The 517-nt window shown below is 70.2% G+C and carries 1 protein-coding gene; it reads left to right on the top strand.

Features of this window, described 5'->3' with window-relative positions; genetic code table 11:
• A partial coding sequence (locus tag G7A99_RS24570; RefSeq protein ID WP_163144694.1) for an ATP-dependent DNA helicase RecQ occupies nucleotides 1-517 on the top strand: 517 nt, incomplete at both ends.

Genomic DNA, 517 nt, shown 5'->3' with positions numbered 1-517 from the left:
AGATCGAGCGCAATCTCCTGCCCGACGGGGCGGAGACCTTCGTCGCGAGCTTCGACCGGCCCAACATCCGCTACCGCGTCCGCACCAAGGAGCGGGCGCGCCAGCAGATCCTGGAATTCATCCGCGACGCCCATCCCGGCGAGTCCGGCATCATCTACTGCATGAGCCGCCGCGCCACCGAGGACGTCGCCGAGTGGCTGATGGCCCGGGACGTTAACGCCCTGCCCTACCACGCCGGCCTGCCCGCCAGCCTGCGCGAGACGCACCAGCGACGGTTCCTGCGCGAGGACGGCATCGTGATGGTGGCGACCGTCGCCTTCGGCATGGGCATCGACAAGCCGGACGTGCGTTTCGTGGTGCACATGGACCTGCCCAAGAGCCTGGAGGCGTACTACCAGGAGACCGGCCGCGCCGGGCGCGACGGCCTGCCCGCGGAGGCGCTGCTGCTCTACGGCACCCGCGACGTCTACCGCCTGCGCGCCATGCTCGAGGACTCCGAGGCGGACGAGCGCCACAA

It is taken from the genome of Arhodomonas sp. KWT (assembly GCF_010993615.1).
This window is presented reverse-complemented; position numbering and strand designations above follow the sequence as displayed.